A 20,198-nucleotide genomic window follows, 5' to 3' on the forward strand; every position below is an offset into this window, starting at 1 on the left:
ATTAACTTTAAAAAAAAACAAAATGAATTTAGGAAATTTAATTATAAGAATAGCCTTTGGCTTATTATTCATTTGGGGAGGACTTGAAAAATTCTTTGAAGGCTTCTTAGGAGGAGCAGGTTTACAAAATATGGCAGGTTTTCTAAAGTCCACAGGTTGGAGTTTTTTAGGAGATACAGGCGTTTTTATTTTAGCAATTGTTTTAGCATCATTAGAACTGCTTGCAGGAATTTTACTCATTAGTAATAAAAAACTATTTTATTCCTATAGCTTTTTATCATTTGTTATGTTTGTTGCTCTAACCACAGTTCATATACCTTCCGCAAATTGGATGAATATTATGATTCATATAGCATTATTTGGTTCATTATTAGGTTTAGCATTAGATCAATTTAAAAAAGAAAAACCATTATGGGAGCAGTAATCAAGATAAAAAATTTACCAGAAGGATACCAATGTATTATTACTAACGGAACACATACCATAACCAAATTAATAAAAAAATAAGAATTGACTTGCAAATTACAAGGACGTATAAAAATGCACTGCACTTAAATAGATTTAACTTTTTTAGAGCAGTGCATATTACGTATTATAGATTGCACAATAAATGAATTAATAAATGAGATAAAGGAACTATATTTATTGATTTATAAATATTTATAATTTTTTTATTAAACCTTTTATTTAATTTTTTAAAAATAATTCTTTTTAAATACCACCAAAAAATAATTCAATTAACTAAAATAAGATATAGAGTTTTTATACCATTTGATAGTCTCTTTAAAGCTTAATTTATAGTTAATAAAAGCTTAATAAAAAAGTTATTCCACGAAAATAGTGTTCAAGGAAAAAATGAAGAAAGAAGAATTATCACAAAAAAAGAATTTAATAGGATGTGCCATAGTATTCTTTATCCCTTTTATTTTAATAGGGTTATGGACCTTAGTATTTAGTGTAATAAATATTTGTAAATCAGAAAAAAAAAGTATTGGATTGAAGTAATTGCTGAGGTTGAAAATGTAACGCCTGCTTATAATAACAAAGGCAAGTTATCTGAAGTTAAGATTAGGTACGTATATATTGTTAAAAACAAAAAATATAAAAATAATAAAATTGCTTTTGGTTATAGATCTAATGGCGTGGAAGATCATGAAACGTTATTTAATAAATTAAAAATAGCTAAAAAAATAAGAATTTATATAAATCCGTATAATTATTCAGATTCCATATTAGTTAGAGGACTCAATGACTCAATAATTAAGATGCTAATTTTTTCTATAATGTGGAACTCCTTGCTTTCACTATTTTTAATTCCCTTATTCACAAAAGAGAACTCTGTAAATAGACATAAAAAAAAATTGAAAATTGTATTCATAATATGGAGTATTGGTTTTTACTTAATATTTACAAAACCAATCTGTATTTCCATAGCAGAAAAAATAAAAATAATTGAAAATGAGTCTGCTAAAGCTGAATAATATAGAAAAGAAAACATACAAAACGTTATCAGTCCTAGAGGACAAATATTTCTAAAAAATCATACTTATTTATATCAATATTAACAGAAAACCATCTAACTTAACTTTGTATTTTTTATCTTTTACACTATATTTACCTAATGGCAAGTCAAGCCACTAAAAGGAATATCCGATTTTAAAAAATACAGTTTACAAAAAGATGAGTGAGATACTAAGACATCAAATAGAAAAAATTACGCCATTAACAGATAAAGAGTTTGCATATATTTTGTCTCACTTTACAACCAAAAAGTTAAAAAAACACCAATATTTGATTCAAGAAGGAGACTTTGTACAAAATGATCATTTTGTCACAAAAGGTCTTTTAAAAGCTTATTATGTCAATCAAGACGGGAAAGAACACATCATGCAGTTTGCAATGGAAGATTGGTGGATTACGGATTATCAAGCCTATTTTAATGAAACAAAGTCAATACTAAATATAGACTGCATTGAAGCAACAGAAGTACTTTGTCTATCCTTGTGTAATAGAGAAAAATTATGTGCAGATATGCACAAAATAGAACACTTTTTTAGAAAAAAATCCAATTCAGGTTATATGGCCTTACAAAGAAGAATACTTTCTTTATTAAATAGCAATGCCAAAGAAAGATACGAGCAACTTCGTGAAAATTATCCAATATTATTTCAAAGAGTGCCTAAAACCCTAATTGCTTCTTATTTAGGTGTTTCAAGAGAAACCCTTAGCCGTCTTAGTTCTTAAGTGTGATATACATCACATAAAACTTGTGATTTATCTCCTGTGATAAGAGTAAGAATGTGTTGAAATTTGTAACCAACTAAAAATAGTAGGGTAATGAATAAATTATTTCAAAACAATTTGACAGGAATTATAGTAATTCTGAGTTATGTTATTTTTAGTGGTTTATGCCAAGTAAATGCGCAAACTTTAAATAGAAAAAAAATGAATAAAAAAATTTTATTTGTGGTTACAAGCCACGACAAATTAGGAGAAACAGGTCAATCTACTGGGTATTATTTAGGAGAAGTAACTCACCCTTGGGCTGTTTTGAGCGATGCAGGGTATGAAATAGAGTTTGTTAGTCCTAAAGGAGGTAATCCATCATATTATGGCGAAAATAATGAGGATCCTATTGATCAAAGATTTTTAGCAGACGAAAAATATCAAGCTAAAATCCAAAACACAATGAAACCATCGGATGTTAATCCATCGGACTATGTAGCTATCTTATATGCAGGAGGACATGGCACTATGTGGGATTTTGCAGACAATGAAGAACTGGCTCTAATTGCACAAAAAATTTATGAAAACAATGGAGTAGTAAGTGCCGTTTGTCATGGACCAGCAGGTTTGGTAAATATTAAACTTAGTAATGGTAAATATTTGGTTGATGGTAAAAAAATCAACGCTTTTACTAATGAAGAAGAAATTGCTGTAAAATTAGAAAATGTTGTACCATTTAGTCTAGAAACTAAACTTATTGAACGCGGTGCAAAATTTGAAAAATCAGGATTATGGCAATCTCATGTAGCAGTTGACCAAAGAGTCGTAACAGGACAAAATCCACAATCCGCTCATGGAGTTGGAGAAGCTGTTTTAAAAGAACTTCAAAAACTCTAATTAATTCTCAAAAATCATTTAATTCAATCATTTTTGTCTTAAATCTATTTAAACCCAGATTATGCGTTAGACTTTGTGATGAAAAAAGAAAGGGCAAAGAAAGTAAAAATACACGGAAATTTTTTACCACAGCTGTAGTTTTACTATATTGAGGACAAAAAAAGTACTTTTTTAGTTTCAAAAGCATTGTATCTGTAATAAAATTCTAATGCCTAATCTGGGTAAAACAAAATATGTTAAAGACTATTCATCATATAGCTATTATTTGTTCAGACTACGAAAAGTCAAAACATTTTTATACAAAAATTTTAGAATTAGAAATTATTAGAGAAGTATATAGAGAAGAAAGACAGTCTTACAAACTAGATTTAGCATTAAATGGTAATTATGTTATAGAGTTATTTTCTTTTCCTAATCCCCCAATGAGGGTTTCAAGACCCGAAACGTGTGGGTTAAGGCATTTAGCTTTTGAAGTATCAGACTTAGACGATATGATAAGAAAATTAAAGAAGCATAACATTGTAACCGAAAGTATACGAGTTGATGAGTTTACTCAAAAAAGATTTACTTTTTTTCAAGACCCCGATCAATTACCTATTGAATTATATGAAACTTAAAAACAGATACAATTAAGTTATTTACTAACTAATTACCATTTTAAAAAAATAATTAAAACTAAAAGCCTCATTTGATAATTTCAAATGAGGCTTTTTTGTAAAAACTATAAATAAATTGAATTGAACTATTTTAGGTTAATAATAACGAATAATTTAACTATTCTTCCCTGATTAATACATCGTTTTTTAATATATTTGAGTAAAAGTATTCCATAATATGATAAGTGTGTTTTATACTTGTAAGTAATCAATTCAGTACCCAAATCTAGTTTTACACTTTTTAAAAAGTTATTACTCGATTCATAAACAACCCTTTAGGGAAATCTAAAAAGAAGGGTATTAATACAAATAATAATGATAAGAGAAATAATAACTAAAATTTAAACTAAAAAAATGAACAATTCAAAAGAAGGAAAATGCCCCTTTCATCATGGAGCTAACACAGAATCTCAAAATTCAGTTGTAGATAAGTGGCCTAATGCACTTAATCTTGATATTCTACATCAACACGATACTAAGACAAATCCCTTAGGTGAAAAATTTAATTATGCAGAAGAATTTAAAAAACTTGATCTTGAAGCATTAAAAAATGATTTAAAAAAACTAATGACAGAAAGCCAAGACTGGTGGCCTGCAGATTGGGGACATTATGGAGGTTTAATGATTAGAATGGCATGGCATGCAGCAGGTACGTATCGTTTAGCAGATGGACGAGGTGGAGCCAATACAGGAAATCAACGTTTTGCTCCACTTAATAGTTGGCCTGATAATGGTAATTTAGATAAAGCACGTAGATTGTTATGGCCCATTAAGAAAAAATATGGGAATAAAATTTCTTGGGCAGATTTAATGATCCTAGCAGGCAATATGGCTTATGAATCAATGGGGTTTAAAACATTTGGTTTTGCAGGCGGACGTGAAGATATTTGGCATCCTGAAAAAGATATTTATTGGGGAGCAGAAAAAGAATGGTTAGCAAAAGAAAGATATTCTGATGATGCGGATAGTGAATCTCTTGAAAATCCTTTAGCAGCGGTACAAATGGGATTAATTTATGTAAATCCTGAAGGAGTTAACGGAGAGCCAGATCCGTTAAAAACAGCTCAAGATGTTCGAACTACGTTTAAACGTATGGCTATGGATGATGAAGAAACCGTAGCATTAACAGCAGGAGGACATACAGTAGGTAAAGCACACGGAAATGGTGATGCTTCTATCTTGGGACCAAATCCTGAATCTTCAGATGTTGAAACACAAGGTTTTGGTTGGATCAATCCAGAAGGGAAAGGAAATGCCGAAAATACTGTGACCAGTGGGTTAGAAGGAGCATGGACAACCACTCCAGATAAATGGAATCATACGTATTTTCATCTTTTATTAAATTATGAATGGGAACTAAGAAAAAGTCCAGCAGATGCTTGGCAATGGGAACCAATCAACATAAAAGAAGAAGACAAACCGTTGGATGCTCATATACAAGGAGTTCGTAGAAATCCTATTATGACAGATGCTGATATGGCTATGAAACTAGATCCTGAATATAGAAAAATATCAGAAAAATTCTATAAAGATCCAGCTTATTTTGAAGATGTATTTGCAAGAGCATGGTTTAAATTAACACATCGTGATTTAGGTCCTAAAAGTAAATATCTTGGAGCTGATGCACCAAAAGAAGATTTAATCTGGCAAGATCCTATCCCCGTTGTTGATTACAAATTAAATGATACTGAAATAGAAGAGTTAAAAATAAAACTTTTGAACTCAGGACTAACTAAAACAGAACTAATTAATACAGCATGGGATAGTGCAAGAACTTTCCGTAGTTCTGATTTTAGAGGGGGAGCTAATGGTTCGAGAATTCGTTTAGCACCTCAAAAAAATTGGGAAGGAAATGAGCCTCAAAGATTAGAAAAAGTATTAAATAAACTTCAAGAAATTAAAACCGAATTGGCTCACAATATTAGTATAGCAGACTTGATTGTTTTAGGAGGTTGTGCAGCTATTGAAAAAGCAGCAGAAGAAGGAGGGATAAATATTAAAGTACCTTTTAATGCAGGAAGAGGGGATGCAACAGAAGATATGACAGATGTAGACTCTTTTTCTGTTCTAGAACCAATTCATGATGGGTACAGGAACTGGCTAAAAAAAGACTATGCTGTTGCCCCAGAAGAGTTGCTTCTAGATAGAACACAACTTATGGGACTTACGGCTCCTGAAATGACCGTTTTACTTGGTGGTATGCGAGTTTTAGGTACTAATTATGGAGGTGTAAAACAAGGTGTTTTTACAGAAAGAGAAGGTATTTTAAGTAATGACTTTTTTGTAAATATTACAGATATGAATTATACTTGGATCCCTGTTTCAGAAAATCTTTATAACATTGTTGATAGAAAAAGTGGAATCACAAAATGGACTGCTACACGAGTTGATTTAGTATTTGGATCAAATTCTATTTTAAGAGCTTATGCAGAAGTTTATGCACAAGATGATAATAAAGAAAAATTTGTACATGATTTTGTTAAAGCTTGGGTAAAAGTTATGAACTCTGATCGCTATGATTTAGTAAAATAGTCCTTACTATAAGATAATAAAAATAAAACTAACCTCGTTTAAAATAATTAATGAGGTTAGTTTTCTTAACATAAGATTTACATATATTTTTATTTCCCTTGTCTTTTTTATTCTCTAAATAAAAAAGAGAGTGTCTAAAAGTAGTAATGCAGCTTCTAGCTTGGTTACTTAGAGGGAAGGAAAAGCTTCATTATCAGTACTATTTAATTCGCATTGTTTGTTTACATTCTTTGATCAGAATGATAAAATTGTAACTTTTTAGGATACCTTCCTTTTCTATTTATAATAAAAAAAAATCGAACTTTAGTATAAGCTTGGAAATTTACTAGGATTAGATTCGTGCATAATTTCATACACTTTTTCAAAAATATCTTCTACGGAAGGTTTTGAAAAATAATCGCCATCAGTACCGTAAGCTGGACGGTGTGCCCTTGCAGTAAGAGTTTCTGGTTGGCTATCTAGATATTTATACGCTTTTTGTTCTTCTACAATTTGTTGTAAAATATAGGCAGCAGCACCACCTGGTACATCTTCATCAACAATTAACAAACGATTTGTTTTGGCTACTGATTTTACAATGTCATGATTAATATCAAAAGGGAGTAATGATTGAATATCAATGATTTCAATATCAATTCCTATTTCTAGTAATTCTTTGGCTGCTTGTTCTACTAAACGTAAAGTAGAACCATAAGATACTATAGTTATGTCTTTCCCTTCTTTGAGTGTTTCTGTTATACCTATAGGTGTTTTGAATTCGCCTAGATTTGTAGGCATTTTTTCCTTTAAACGGTAACCATTTAAACATTCTACTACTAATGCGGGTTCATCTGTTTGTAATAGAGTGTTGTAAAATCCAGCCGCTTTTGTCATATTACGAGGAACTAATACATGAATGCCTCGAATTGCATTTATAATCATTCCCATAGGTGATCCGGAATGCCAAATACCTTCTAAACGATGACCGCGAGTTCTTATGATTAAAGGTGATTTTTGACGACCTGCTGTACGATACTGTAGTGTTGCAAGATCATCACTCATGATTTGAATGGCGTATAATAAGTAGTCTAAATATTGAATCTCTGCTATAGGTCTTAATCCTCTCATAGCCATACCAATTCCTTGACCTAGAATAGTGGCTTCACGAATACCAGCATCACTTACACGCATTTCGCCATATTTTTCTTGCATTCCTTCTAAACCTTGGTTTACGTCTCCAATATTTCCAGAATCTTCACCAAAGATTAAAGTTTGTGGGTATTTTGCAAAAATAGCATCAAAATTGTCTCTTATAACTAAACGAGCGTCTACTTCTTCTGAATTTTCATCATAAGTAGGTTTTATTTCATTGATAGCAAGTACATTGTTTTCTGATTGGGAGAACAAATGAGAGCTAAATTTAGGTTGAATTTTAGCAATATATTGACTGATCCAATTTGCTAGAGTTATTTTGCTGTTTTCTTGTATTAGCATTCTTAATACTTTGCGTGCAGTTGTAAGAATGTCTTTACGAATAGGTTCTTTTATGCTATTTAAATCATGAGCATATTTTTCTATAAAAACTTTATTTGTAGCTTGATAGGCAATGTTTTGTAAGATTGCTACTAATTCGTCTCTTTCGGTTTTTATAGGATTTGTGAAATTATTCCAAGCTGTTTTTTTGCCTTCTAATACATCCTTTTTAGCTTGAGTATCAATTTCGTCTAATTCTTCGGTTGTGGCTAAACTATTTTCTAGTAACCATTTACGCATTTGAGATAGGCAGTCAAATTCTGTTTCCCAAGCGAGACGTTCAGCGGATTTGTAGCGTTCATGCGATCCTGAGGTTGAATGGCCTTGGGGTTGGGTTAATTCATTGACGTGAATTAGTACTGGTACGTGTTCTTCTCTTGCTATTTTGGAAGCTTGTTGGTAGGTTTCTACTAATCCGGGGTAATCCCAACCTTTTACATTTAGTATTTCAAAACCATTGTTTGCTTGGTCTCTTTGAAAACCTTTTAAGATTTCCGATATATTTTCTTTTGTAGTTTGATAACGTGCGTGTACTGAAATACCGTATTCATCATCCCATACGCTCATTACCATAGGAACTTGTAATACACCTGCTGCATTGATTGTTTCAAAGAATAATCCTTCTGAAGTTGAGGCGTTTCCAATAGTTCCCCAAGCTACTTCATTTCCTTTTACTGAAAAATTAGTAGTGTCTATTCCTTCTACATTTCTAAATATTTTAGATGCTTGTGCTAAACCTAATAAGCGAGGCATTTGTCCTGCTGTAGGAGAGATGTCAGCACTTGAATTTTTTTGCTTGGTTAAGTCATTCCAATTTCCATTTTCATCTAATGAATGTGTTGAAAAATGACCTCCCATTTGACGACCAGCACTCATAGGGTCGAATGCTAAATCTGTATGTCCGTAAAGACCTGCAAAAAATTGCTCAATAGTTAAAGCACCTATGGCCATCATAAAAGTTTGGTCACGATAATAACCTGAACGAAAATCGCCATTTTGGAATGCTTTTGCTAAAGCAAGTTGAGGAACTTCTTTTCCATCGCCAAAAATCCCGAATTTTGCTTTTCCTGTTAAAACTTCTTTACGACCTAGTAAACTACATTCGCGACTGATGCGTGCAATTTTATAATCATTTAAAACTTCTGTTTTAAAATCTTCAAAAGTTAATTCTTTTTTTTCTTCTACTTGTGCCATTTTTTTAAATGTAAGTACGCAAATTTAATTAAAAAGCGGTTATGTTGTGCTTTATTTTGAAAAAATAAAATTTAATTATTCGTATTTTTAATTCAATATAATCTTTTTTAATTGTTTATTTCTTATGAAAATATTGTTATTAATTAGATATATTTAATATAAATAGGTTTTTTATTATTCTAAAACCATTTTCTATTGAAAATACCTAAAAGTATTTTGGGATTAAGAGTAAATTGGAAACGTATTTTTTCGGCATAATTTTTTTGTCCTATTTCCCATCCATTTTTTGAATAAATAGGGCAAAATATTTCAAAATAATCAGGGACTATATTAAAATGAATTCCAGTGTCATAAACCCAATTAGGATTGCCATATTTATTTTTGTAGAGACCTACATCTCCATATAGTTGAATCCATTTCCATAAAGAGGAGGTTATGTTAAGAGCTGTTAACCATTGATTAGCGTAAGGATTGTTGAATTTTGATTTAAATCCTCCTTCTGCTATAATAATTTGTTGGCTAAAGAAACCTGATTTTTCACTTCTTCCGTAAAAAGAGTAGTCAAAAAGGTAATCTTTTGGGCGATCTAAACCAAAATCGTAATAAGAAGAATTGGTGTTTTTATAAAGAAATAAACCTCCGTAAAAACGTAATCCAATTTGGTAATTATTTTCAAAAAGTTTTCTATAGCTAATTTCATTAATGTATTTACCAAATTCATTACTTATTTGTATTTGATTTGATATATGGTATCCTTTTGCGGTTTCATTATTTCCAAATGAATAACGAGCATTGAAGACGGAATATTTTAATGGCGATAGGGTGTCTTTGGATAAAGGACTAAATTCTTTGTTTACAAAAACTTGTCTAAAAGAAAGGGTTTTGTATTCGTTTTTTGTGATATCTAAATTTCGAAATCGAAAGATAAGAGCGGGTATAACCCTAAAATAGGAAGCATTTTGTATGTAATGGTAATAAGAACTAGATAGGGTAAAACGAGTTTGAAAATTAGTATTAGAAGGTTTGTTTAATGAATAACCTATAAATCCACTACCTGTTAAGGATTGGGTGTTAAACGAATAACTAGGATTTATTTCGTAGTTAAAAGGGCGGGCTATAAAGCTTTCATTGTTTAAAATCAAGGAAAGTAAAGCACCATCATATACATTATAATCAATGTTAGGGTAATAAAAAATTTGGTTGTGTTTAGAGTTTTCTAGATCCCTAAAAAAAGTAAAATGTATTGGGCGGTTAGGTTTTAAAAAAGAGGTTGTTTTGTAATTGTTTTTTTTGTTTAATTCTGGAAAATAACTATTCTCGTTGATAATGAATTGATCTAATTCTTTTGTATTAAAACTTAAAATAGTATCTTTTTCAAAATGAGGAACAATCCATTTTTGAAATATCTTTTCTTTGTTTTTATAACCGCTCAGTGTAAAAGGTATATTAGAATTGTGGCTTTTTTTAATTTCTAGTTGAATTTGATTATCCTGATTTTGAATGGGTCCAAAATGATAGTCAACTAATTCCTTAGAAGGGACTAATTCCTGAAAAAACCAATCTATATTTTTTTGTGTATTTTTTTTTAAAATAGTTTCAAAATCAATCGTGTTGCAAAATTTTTTTTGATTAGTATTAAAGAATTCTTGAATACTTTTTTCTAACGATTGATCTTCTAAGTAATTTTCAAGATATTTAAATGCCAATCCAGCTTTGTATTTGAGTGCAATTTGTTCGTTGAATTTACTGAGTTTGTTCTTAGGGGTGTTTAACGCTTGATCTAGTGTTTTTCTGGCCATTATAAGGTACGCATGGTAATATTGTTCGTTAAACGCAGCATTTGTGAACTCATATCCTTTTAGTATTTTAAATCGGTTAAGTGTTCCTGCTAAATTTATATTGGGGTAATATTCTTCAATGTAATTGATCAGGTAATAGTGTTGAATAGCATCTAATAAATAATGATCTTTTCGCCAATCAATGTTTAAATTAGATTTCAAAAAACTTTGTGAATACACTTTTAAAAATTTTAATTCATATAAAAAACTATCAGGAAAAGGACTCAAAAGGCTTGGTAGTTGATTTAACCCATAGAAAGGATTTCGATCATAGTCAACTTGCGAAATGAGCAAACGTTTTGTTTTAGACTTTCCTATGTGTTTTTCAAAATACTTAATGATCCTATCAATGATAAGGAATTTTTGAATTTCATTAACATTTTTACTTTCTAAATTGGTTATAATAGATGTATTATCGTTAGAAAGGGTTTCAAACGTTTTATTTTTTTCTATTATGAATTGATATTCTTTTGAATGGATGCTTTTAAACGTTTTGGAGTCTATTGAGTTTAAGTTAGAAATAATATTGTATTGATCGGGAATCTCAAAGGAAAACAGCATTTCCTTAACTTCTTCATAAGTAGCATCTTCTGTATTTTCATTGCTATAGGTAACTCCCGTATTACTGTTTATTTGTTTGTTGATTAACAAAAAACAGTCTTTTAAATAAAAATCTTCTTTATTTGTTCCCCATCGAGTAAATTTATTATGGGGTATTTGGAGTTCGTAGTTTAATTGTATTTCTATTGAATCACCTGATTTTAGATTGAGAATAGGAATAGAAAATAGGTCTATTTGATTCGGAATTCTTTGTGGTGTCACTACGGTGTTATTGACCGTAATTGTGTTTAAAAAAGTTTCTCCTCTTTCACTTTTATTGGATAAGTGAAAATTTCGAACAAATTGATCCGATAACTTTTTACCAAGGGGGGTTTGTCTGTTAGAAAAACTATGATTCCAATCATTAAATGTTAATTGATTAATAGGATAGGGGTACTGATTTTTATAAATTATTTTTTGTTGAACAACTAGTTTTTTAGAATGAGATTCTAGAAAAACTTTACAATTTAATGATTGCTGGCTGTATGTATAATTTACATGACCAAGTGTGAAAAATAGAATGATTATTAGGAACTGTTTTTTCAAAATTTAGTTTTATTGCAATATAAATAAAGAATTTTGAATTATGTATTATTCTAAATAAATGAAAATCAATTTTTTCATTGCATATTGTTATCAGAAAAATCTTAGTATTAATAAATTGTTAATTTGTGCTTAATAATATAGGATAGTAATGCTTTTTAATGGTTTTTATGCTAGTTTTAGTGGGTTTTTATTAATTCAAGGCAAAGGATATAAAATTGTGTTAAATTTTGCAACCAAATGGTTGTTTGTAATTTTTTTTTAAAAAAATAAGAGGCTATTTATAAGAAACTATAACAAAAAAGAACTATGAAAAAACTTTCATTGATATTTACTTTCACTTTTGTACACTCTTTTGTAGGTCAAACTTTTGTAGGTCAAACTTTTGTACAGCGATATGCCGAAATAGTTAATCAGGTATCACAAGATAATATAACCAATCATTTGACTGAGTTTGAAAATTTAGGAGTAAAATATCGTGGTACAGAAGCGTTAGAAAATACGTATCAATGGCTTGTTAATAGCTATAAAACGTACGGATATACAGATGAGCAAATAACCACAGATACTTATAGTTATTCTGGTTCTATGTGTAAGAATTTAATTATAACTAAGACAGGTACCACTTATCCTAATACTTATATTATTGTTTGTGGGCATTATGATAGTATTAATGGCAAGGGAACGAATGACAATGGGAGTGGAATAGTTTCTATTTTAGAGATGGCTCGGCTAATAAGAGATATAAATACGGAATATTCAATTAAATTTATCAATTTTAGTGGAGAAGAAGACAATCTAAAGGGAAGTGAACATTATGTGAATACGTTTGTTAATGCTACTTCACCCAAGATGGATATTCGTTTAGTATTTAATTTAGATGAAGTGGGAGGGGTAACCAATCTAGTAAATGATAAAATTACCTGTGAAAGAGATGAAAATAACTCGCCTTCTACCAATAACATACTTTCAGATACATATACTCGTGAATTGATGAAATGTGTAGAATTGTACTCGCCTTTAAAAGCTGTATTGTCGTATGCTTACGCATCTGATTATATGCCATTTCAGTCTAATAATGAAGTGATAACTGGTTTTTTTGAGACTAACGAAACCTTACATAAGCATACGATTACGGATTTGTTAGTAAATATGGATCCAGTTTATAATTATAAAGTAGCGCAGGCAGCTTTAGGAGGATTATTACATTTTGCAAAGGCTGAAACTGTTCTTACTTTGAATAAATTAGAGGATTCCAATAGGATTTTGTTTTATTTAAATATGCCTGAAAATATTTTACAAATTCACACAGAAGGTGTTTCCTTAAACAATTATAAAGTAGAATTGTATGATATAAATGGTAAAAAAGTGATAGATAAGAGTTTTTATCAGCCTCAATTAATAGAAAAATTGGAGGTTGCTTCTTTGTTAAAAGGTGTATATTTGGTTGTATTTCAGAGTGATAATTTTAAAGTTAAAAGAAAGATCTTAGTACGTTAATCGTTTTTATTTGTAAAAAATAGGCGATCCGAAAAGGGAACACTAAATTGTTACTTTTCGGACCGCCTCATAAAAACAAACCAACCTAACTAAAACTTATTATATTAGTATCAAACTAAATATGAATTCAATTCTTAAGTTGTTATTATTCAAATAGTATGCCAATTATAGTTTGCTTTTTAAATAATTTCCAGTAATTGATTTTTTTTCTTTTACTATTTGTTCAGGTGTACCAAAGGCTAGTAATTGTCCTCCGTTTTCACCACCTTCAGGACCTAAATCTATGATATAGTCAGCGCATTTGATCATATCAAGGTTGTGCTCGATGACTAAAATAGAATGTCCCTTTTCTATTAGGGCATCAAATGATTTTAATAATTTTTTGATATCGTGAAAATGAAGACCTGTTGTAGGTTCGTCAAAAATAAAAAGGGCTTTGTCTTTTGTAGCTCCTTTAACTAAAAAAGAAGCAAGTTTAATCCGTTGTGCTTCGCCTCCAGATAAAGTAGAAGAGGATTGTCCTAATTGTACATAGCCTAGACCAACATCTTGTAGAGGTTGTAATTTTTGAACAATTTTATTTTGATTGTTTGTTTTAAAGAAATCTAAGGCATCGTCTATAGTTAGTTTAAGTAGATCATCTATGTTTTTACCTTCAAATTGTATTTCTAAAATTTCCTTTTTAAAACGTTTTCCATTACAAGTTTCACAAGGTAATGAAACATCAGCCATGAAAACCATTTCTACATTGATTGTTCCTTCTCCTTTGCAACTTTCACATCTGCCACCATCTACATTAAAAGAAAAATGTTTGGGTTGGTATCCTCTTAGTTTAGAAACTTTTTCTTTAGCAAATAAATCACGAATGTCATCGTATGCTTTTATATACGTAACGGGGTTAGAGCGAGAACTACGACCTATAGGGTTTTGATCTACATATTCTACATGCTTGATATGAGAATAGTTGCCAGATATTTCAGTAAATTGACCTGGTTTTTCACTTATGCCTTCCAATTGTTTTTGTAGGGCAGGGTATAGTATTTTTTTTACTAATGTACTTTTACCAGATCCTGATACACCTGTAATGATTGTTAATACATCTAGAGGGATAGTAATATCTAGATTTTGTAAATTGTTTTCTCTAGCTCCAATAATATCTATATGATTCTTAAATTTTCTTCTTTTTTTAGGAACATCTATGGTGCGTTTTCCATTTAAATATTGAGAAGTAAGTGAGCTAGATTTTAGTATTTCTTCATACGTGCCTTGTGCTACTAAGTTGCCTCCGTAGGTACCTGCTTCAGGACCAATATCTATGATCATATCAGCTGATTTCATGATATCCTCATCATGTTCTACCACTATTACGGTATTGCCTAAATCGCGTAACGACTCTAGTACTTTAGTTAGTTTTTCAGTGTCTTTAGGGTGTAATCCGATACTAGGTTCGTCTAATATATACATTGATCCGACTAAGCTACTTCCTAATGACGTAGCTAGGTTGATTCGTTGTGATTCGCCCCCCGAAAGAGTAGCAGAATTTCTGTTTAAAGTCAGATAATCTAAACCTACATTTTCTAAAAAAGCTAATCTATTATTGATTTCTATAAGTAATCGTTTGGCTACTTTTGCATCGTATTCAGATAGAGGTAACTCTTTGAAGAAGGGTATTAATTTACGGATAGGCAAATCTACAAGTTCGGGCAATGTCTTTTGATGGACTTTTATATAACTAGCTTCAGGTCTTAATCGTTTTCCCTTGCACGTTGAACATCTTGTTTTGCCTCTATAGCGTGATAATAAAACGCGATTTTGAATTTTATAGTTTTTTTCTTCTAATTCTTTAAAAAAATGGGTAAGTCCTTCAAAGTATTGATTTCCTTCCCAAATTAATTGTTTTTGTGATTCTTCTAGTTGGAAATAAGGTTTATGAATAGGAAAATCAAATTTATGTGAATTATTTACTAATTGGTCGCGGTACCAACTCATGCTTTCTCCTTTCCACGGTGCTATGCAATTTTCATACACAGATAATGCGGTGTTGGGTATTACTAAATCTTGATCTATGCCTATTATATTACCATATCCTTCGCATGTAGGACAGGCTCCATAAGGATTATTGAAACTGAATAGATGGATGTTAGGTTCTAAAAAAGAAAGACCATCTAATTCAAAATTAGTGCTGAATGTAATTTTTTCAGTACTATTAAATTCTTGTAAATAACAAAATCCTTTGCCTTCATAAAAAGCGGTTTGAACAGCATCAGCTAACCGGTTATAAAAATCTTCTTCATGCTTGATAACTAAACGGTCTATAATTAACAAGATGTTTTTATCATGATGGAAGTTTTTTTTATTTATTTCCTCAGAGTCAGTAAACTCATCTAAACGAATGGTTTCATTATTGATTAATATTCTACTAAAACCTTGTTGTAAAAGAACTTTTAATTTGTTTTCTAATGTTCTTCCTTCTTCTAAATGTATTGGTGCTAAAAGTAAATAACGATTTCCTTCTTCTAACTTTTGGATGTGTTCTATTACATCAGTTACTGTGTGTTTTTTGACTTCTAAACCAGAAATAGGAGAATAGGTTTTGCCAATTCGTGCAAATAACAGTTTTAGATAATCATAAATTTCAGTGGAAGTGCCTACAGTAGATCTTGCGTTTGTAGTATTTACTTTTTGTTCTATTGCTACAGCTGGTGCAATTCCTTTGATATAATCAACTTTTGGTTTATCAAGTCTCCCTAAAAATTGTCGTGCATAACTAGATAGGCTTTCTACATATCTGCGCTGTCCTTCAGCATATAATGTGTCAAATGCTAAGCTTGATTTTCCAGAGCCTGATAATCCTGTGATAACAACGAGTTTGTTTCTAGGGATTGCAACATCTAAATTTTTTAGGTTGTGAATTTGTGCTCCTTTTATGAGTATATTTTTTTTGGGGTCTAGAGTGTGAATATCTTGTATCATTTTAAGCAAAACGAATTTCTACAAAGGTAAAGAAATATAATTTCAAAAGGAGAGATATAAAATTTCATTTTACAGACTTTTTCAATAAAAGGTTAAGGTTTATAGACTTCAATATTTTAAAAAAATAATTAAAATTTTAATTTATATAAGGACTTTTATATACTTTAAAAATAAATATTTAACTGCAAGTACAAAAGAATGAATTGAATCAACCCATTTAAAATTTTTAGTTTTAAATAAGAAATGAGATATAATAAAATATTGTACGGAGTGTACTGATTGATGAATACAATTTGTTAAACGAATTATAATGTAATTTATTGATTGAACTAATCTATTATAAAATCAATAATATCAAGTCTATAACTGTTTTTATATTTATAGTAGCGTTTTATGCTTTTATAAATTACTGGTCTGATATAAGTAAATGCTTGATTGGATAAAAGAATGTTTAGTTTTTATAAATAAGCCTGTTTTTTATTAGAATGATACTTTGCCAAATGGCTAAAGAGATAAAAATGCTAGAGATGTATTTTTGAAGAGGTAGTTGGATATAGTTTGTCGTTTTATCTAAAAAAAGGATCAAACTTAGCATACCAGTATAAGTTCCTATTAATGCCCCCAAAGTATACAAAAGGAGTCCGTTTTTAGAAGGGATTATATATTTTTCGTTTAGCATATATACATTCCAACTCAACCAAAAAGGAATTTGAGAAAAGTTGAGAGCACTGAATAGTATTCCTGTACTAAAAGGGGAGTTTTGTATTTGTTTTAAAATAAATGTTTGATTGTTTGTCTTTTCTAAATCAATGGGTTGTTTAGCTAAATAGGAGAGAAGCAATAAGAAAAGGATGCTAAATAAAGAAATTTTGGATTTTAATTTTGGATTTAAACTAATTTTAGAAATACCCTTAGCTGTAAAATAAATGACGAAACTTTCTACAAGTACTACGCCTAGTAGGTAAACTAATGTAGGAACTATATTGCTTTTTTTATAATAATGTAAGCCTATTATATTTAAATAACCGAGGGGGATAGAGCCTATAAAGCTAATGGCAAAACCTACTGCTATATTTTTTATTTTTAGATTCAATTGTATAATTTTATTTTTAGATGATATTATTCGACCCTAAATTGCTGTTGGTAATAGTCATAAAATAATGACTAAATTTGAGTAAGCTTATAAAAATGTTCTTGATGTTTACGATATTCATTCATGCCTTCCGTATGGTTTAAGTAAGGAATTCCTTTTGTATGATTTTGTTGTCCAATCTGGAACATATAGGTAATATGCCTGGCAATTTCTTTCCAAGCAAAAAAAATAGAATGATTAGGATCGTAAATATGGGTAGGTTCACTTGCTGAGCCATTTAATTCTACAATCATAAAATTTTTTCCATTTTCTAATTCTTCCCAAGTATTATACATTAAGTCCATACGACCATAATAAAATCCATTTATTTGTTGACACATAGCATCAATTACTTGTGTTAGTTTTTCGGAAATTTGATGGCTTATATCTACAAATTTTGTTCCTCTAGAATGATTGCCAAAAGGAACAAGATTATAGATTTCTCCCTTGGGCAGAATATCATAAATTTTAGAGCCTAATTCTTTTCGTAAGACATTTAATTGTAATTCATAACGAGGATTTAGTTTGATGAGGTTTTCAATAGTGTTTTTTCCATCACCTGTAATAATCATAAACTCTTTAGAAACAATTCCTGTGATACGTCCTTGTTTTTCGTTAGGGAAACGAACGTAAAATATGCCAATTTCGTTAGAAAAGGGAATTAATTCTTGAAGAAGGTAATTAAAACCAGCATTTGTATGGTATTTTTTTAAATCTTCTAAGGAGTGAATTCGTCTAACAGCACTTCCCCGTAAACCAATGTCAGGTTTTGCAATAAAAGGAAAAGTTAGGGAATGTGTTGAAACTTGTTCAATAGAATCTCTGTAATTTATTAAATATGTTTTAGGATAGTATTGCTGTGGGATCAATTGGTATATATCATTTTTACTTTCATTAAAAAAACCTCCATTTTTAATGGTTGGATTTACGGTATTAAAGAAAAATAAGGTACGAGAACGGATAGCATAATAGATCCATAAAAAATAAATAGGGATGTAAACAACCTGAAACGGCCAATACTCCCAATGAGTTAGTTTGTGTATAAAAAGTTTCATTATAACATTAAAAAAGTGTTTTCATAAGTTTGCTCAGCAATTAAGTCTTTATAAGTAAAAACTATTTTGTTTTGGTTAATGATTGTTTGGGTAATGCTTTGTGTAATTAAAGCGTTATTTCGGTTAATGACCAATCCGTTTTCTGTATCATCTTTTTTTGTATATTGATGAAAATGAATTATATCATTAGCATAAATTATATCTTTACTTTTAGTAAACTTATTGAATAAAAACTCTCTTTCCAATCGAATATGGTTAGGATATAGAGTAGAAGAGGACCAAATATATCTTCCTTGATGATCTAATGTTTTTGTGTCTTTTATTGCGCCGTCCCAACGCAACTGGTAGAGTTGTTTGTTAACATAAACTACCAGTGTAAAGGGTTCTATATTACTAAGATTAAAAGTTAGCCATTTGTCAATGCAATTATAGCTGTCAAATATTTCAAGTAAGATTAAACCCCGACTTTTTCTGTAATTTTCTTCAGGGGTATGTTTTTCTGAGGCTCCATTTAATAAAACGATTATATTTCCTTTATCATCTAATACATACCAAGTACCACCTGCTTTTGAATCTTTAGGGAAAAACATTTTTTTATACGTACCCATATATGATTTGGGAACTAAAGCCTTAGGGCGAGCTACTCTTTCATCTCTATTAGAGGTGATTATAATTGTATTATTACTAAAAATATAACTTACTGTACACATATTTTACGATATTCAATAGTAGATGGTGCTACACCAAATGTTTCAGAAATTTGAACATAACTAAAATTTAATAAACCTACTTTTATTAAGGCTTGATGATGAATACAATGTTCTAAATTATAAAGTACTTCTCTAAAATAATTAGTTTCTATAAAAGTTGGAATTCCAGAAATACAATGCTCTATTATTAGTTTTTTATTTTCTTTTTCTACTTCATTAATAATTAGATCAATAGCCGATATAGCTTGTGTTCTTACGGTTTGTATTGCTGCATTTCGCTTTCTAGTATCGTAATTAATCATACCTTTATTATATCCTTTTAAGAGGGTTTGAAATAATTCTATGATATGTCGAGAATGTTGACCTACTGAGGCGTTGCTTAGAGAAGAAATAGGAGCTATAAAATCAGGATCATCTAACTGCATAATGATTGTTTTTAGCTCTAAAAGAGTATTTATGATTGAGGTAAAATTCATAAGTATTTTTTTTCAATTGATTAAAATATTTTTATACATAAAGGAAAAATAAGCACTTAATGTAAAAAAACACAGGCTAATAGGTATAAAGCTCCTCTCTATAATGAATAATTTCAATACCTAAAATTAATACGTGTGATAACAAAACAATAGTCATGATTCCTAAAATTGTTAAGGAAGTATAAAACTTTGTTCTCTTGAAAAATAATAAAAAAGAACTAATTAATTCTATAATTCCTGAAAAAATCTACCCAAAGGTTTTATATCAAGTTTTCTAAAGATATAAACATATTCAGGGCTGGTCATGAATTTATAAGAGACTGTTTGAAGTAATATAATTACTAAATTTAGTGT

Annotated in this window: 15 protein-coding genes; 8 read left to right on the forward strand and 7 right to left on the reverse strand. The window is 29.9% G+C overall.

Annotated features, from left to right (window positions below; all coding sequences use genetic code 11):
* Nucleotides 1–22 precede the first annotated feature (22 nt).
* From HUE53_RS11605 to katG, 7 genes are all read left to right on the forward strand, one after another.
* The gene (locus tag HUE53_RS11605) at nt 23–424 is read left to right on the forward strand and encodes a DoxX family protein (RefSeq protein WP_014165252.1); all 402 of its coding nucleotides are present in this window, start codon (nt 23–25) and stop codon (nt 422–424) included.
* Between the two features lie 431 nt (nt 425–855).
* Nucleotides 856–1,005, forward strand: coding sequence for a hypothetical protein (locus tag HUE53_RS11610; protein WP_192188511.1), 150 nt, complete (start codon nt 856–858; stop codon nt 1,003–1,005).
* Nucleotides 1,005–1,481 carry a DUF3592 domain-containing protein gene (locus HUE53_RS14595; protein WP_421638132.1) on the forward strand — a complete coding sequence of 159 codons (477 nt, stop codon included), beginning with the start codon at nt 1,005–1,007 and terminating at the stop codon, nt 1,479–1,481. Before HUE53_RS11610 ends, HUE53_RS14595 begins: the two co-directional genes overlap by 1 nt.
* Nucleotides 1,482–1,680: 199 nt before the next feature.
* Nucleotides 1,681–2,244, forward strand: a complete 564-nt coding sequence (locus HUE53_RS11615; protein ID WP_097609725.1) for a Crp/Fnr family transcriptional regulator — start codon at nt 1,681–1,683, stop codon at nt 2,242–2,244.
* Nucleotides 2,245–2,337: 93 nt separating this feature from the next.
* On the forward strand, nt 2,338–3,123 hold the full coding sequence (locus tag HUE53_RS11620) for a type 1 glutamine amidotransferase domain-containing protein (protein ID WP_014165254.1): 786 nt from the start codon (nt 2,338–2,340) through the stop codon (nt 3,121–3,123).
* 233 nt (nt 3,124–3,356) lie between these two features.
* A complete protein-coding gene (gloA2, locus tag HUE53_RS11625) occupies nt 3,357–3,740 on the forward strand; it encodes an SMU1112c/YaeR family gloxylase I-like metalloprotein (RefSeq protein ID WP_014165255.1) in 384 nt (127 codons plus the stop codon).
* Between the two features lie 393 nt (nt 3,741–4,133).
* Nucleotides 4,134–6,311, forward strand: a complete 2,178-nt coding sequence (gene katG, locus HUE53_RS11630) for a catalase/peroxidase HPI (protein WP_014165256.1) — start codon at nt 4,134–4,136, stop codon at nt 6,309–6,311.
* Between the two features lie 303 nt (nt 6,312–6,614).
* Here katG and HUE53_RS11635 read toward each other — a convergent pair whose 3' ends face one another.
* Nucleotides 6,615–9,017: an alpha-ketoacid dehydrogenase subunit alpha/beta gene (locus tag HUE53_RS11635; protein ID WP_192188512.1), complete on the reverse strand. Its 2,403-nt coding sequence runs from the start codon at nt 9,015–9,017 to the stop codon at nt 6,615–6,617.
* Between the two features lie 179 nt (nt 9,018–9,196).
* Complete coding sequence (locus HUE53_RS11640) at nt 9,197–12,001, reverse strand: aminopeptidase (RefSeq protein ID WP_192188513.1); 2,805 nt, start codon at nt 11,999–12,001, stop codon at nt 9,197–9,199.
* Nucleotides 12,002–12,307: 306 nt separating this feature from the next.
* Between HUE53_RS11640 and HUE53_RS11645 the strand changes: the two genes are divergently transcribed.
* Entirely contained in the window at nt 12,308–13,498 is a 1,191-nt protein-coding gene (locus HUE53_RS11645; RefSeq protein WP_192188514.1) for a M28 family peptidase, read from the forward strand.
* Between the two features lie 165 nt (nt 13,499–13,663).
* Here HUE53_RS11645 and uvrA read toward each other — a convergent pair whose 3' ends face one another.
* The 5 genes from uvrA to HUE53_RS11670 all read right to left on the reverse strand — a co-directional run bounded on the left by uvrA (nt 13,664) and on the right by HUE53_RS11670 (nt 19,844).
* Nucleotides 13,664–16,471 (reverse strand): excinuclease ABC subunit UvrA, encoded by a 2,808-nt coding sequence (uvrA, locus tag HUE53_RS11650; RefSeq protein ID WP_065213515.1) that lies wholly within the window; start codon nt 16,469–16,471, stop codon nt 13,664–13,666.
* Nucleotides 16,472–16,922: 451 nt separating this feature from the next.
* Nucleotides 16,923–17,564, reverse strand: coding sequence for a LysE family transporter (locus HUE53_RS11655; RefSeq protein ID WP_014165261.1), 642 nt, complete (start codon nt 17,562–17,564; stop codon nt 16,923–16,925).
* A 71-nt stretch (nt 17,565–17,635) separates the two neighbouring features.
* On the reverse strand, nt 17,636–18,658 hold the full coding sequence (locus HUE53_RS11660; protein ID WP_014165262.1) for an ATP-grasp domain-containing protein: 1,023 nt from the start codon (nt 18,656–18,658) through the stop codon (nt 17,636–17,638).
* Complete coding sequence (locus HUE53_RS11665; protein ID WP_014165263.1) at nt 18,658–19,368, reverse strand: NRDE family protein; 711 nt, start codon at nt 19,366–19,368, stop codon at nt 18,658–18,660. The genes HUE53_RS11660 and HUE53_RS11665 overlap by 1 nt, the downstream gene beginning before the upstream one ends.
* Nucleotides 19,356–19,844, reverse strand: coding sequence for a hypothetical protein (locus HUE53_RS11670; RefSeq protein WP_014165264.1), 489 nt, complete (start codon nt 19,842–19,844; stop codon nt 19,356–19,358). The genes HUE53_RS11665 and HUE53_RS11670 overlap by 13 nt, the downstream gene beginning before the upstream one ends.
* Nucleotides 19,845–20,198: the final 354 nt, after the last annotated feature.

Origin of the sequence: Flavobacterium columnare, from assembly GCF_014844295.1 — a bacterium.
Taxonomy (GTDB): domain Bacteria; phylum Bacteroidota; class Bacteroidia; order Flavobacteriales; family Flavobacteriaceae; genus Flavobacterium; species Flavobacterium columnare.